Origin of the sequence: Streptomyces ureilyticus (assembly GCF_011045025.1) — a bacterium.
Lineage (GTDB): Bacteria > Actinomycetota > Actinomycetes > Streptomycetales > Streptomycetaceae > Streptomyces > Streptomyces ureilyticus.
In genome coordinates this window covers 1-646 of sequence record NZ_JAAKZX010000514.1, presented here as the reverse complement: position 1 = coordinate 646, position 646 = coordinate 1, and the positions used below count along the sequence as shown (strand labels likewise).

Annotated in this window: 1 protein-coding gene; it reads left to right on the top strand. The window is 69.8% G+C overall.

Annotation, left to right across the window (positions count from 1 at the left end):
- Positions 1–298: peptidoglycan-binding domain-containing protein (locus G6048_RS48440; protein WP_206343067.1), on the top strand; the 298-nt coding region annotated here is incomplete at its 5' end.
- Positions 299–646: the final 348 nt, after the last annotated feature.

Sequence of the window (646 nt, the reverse complement as noted above, 5' to 3'; positions counted from 1 at the left end):
CCCCCCGACCCGCCCGCCGTCGACCGAGCCGCCGGCCGACTCGGCACCGCCCGACTCCGGCGGCGAGCGCCGCAACCCGCAGGTCCTGACCCCCGGCGACTCCGGCGACGAGGTCACAGAACTCCAACTCCGCCTACGCCAGCTCTTCCTCTACGCAGGCCCCACCACAGGCACGTACGACGACCAGACGGAAAACTCCGTACGGAGCTTCCAGGGCTCCCGAAACGTCGACGACGAACTGGGCATATACGGCGAGCCAACACGAGAAAGCCTGGAGTCGGAAACGGACGAACCGTAGATCCACCCGGAGCCGGGTCCGCGGCAACGTGCAGCCCTCATGCACGGGCACGCACAGGCACGCACGAACACGGCAAGCCACGGGGCTGTGTCGATATCAATATGCGGCTCCGCCGCCGGTGCGCGACCAGCCCCAACGAACCCGCGCCCGCCAAACCGCCTACCGCACCGACCCCTTCACGCGCCCACAAGCACCCGAATCTCCCCGGCGCCCGAAGTCTCCAGCCGCACCTGCGCAAGATCCCGCACCACCACATCCGGCCGATGAACCCCGGCCCGGCCGGCACTTCCTCTCCTTCGACGCCCGAGGCTCCGGCCGCGCCATCGAGGTCTTCGGCGACCTGGCGCA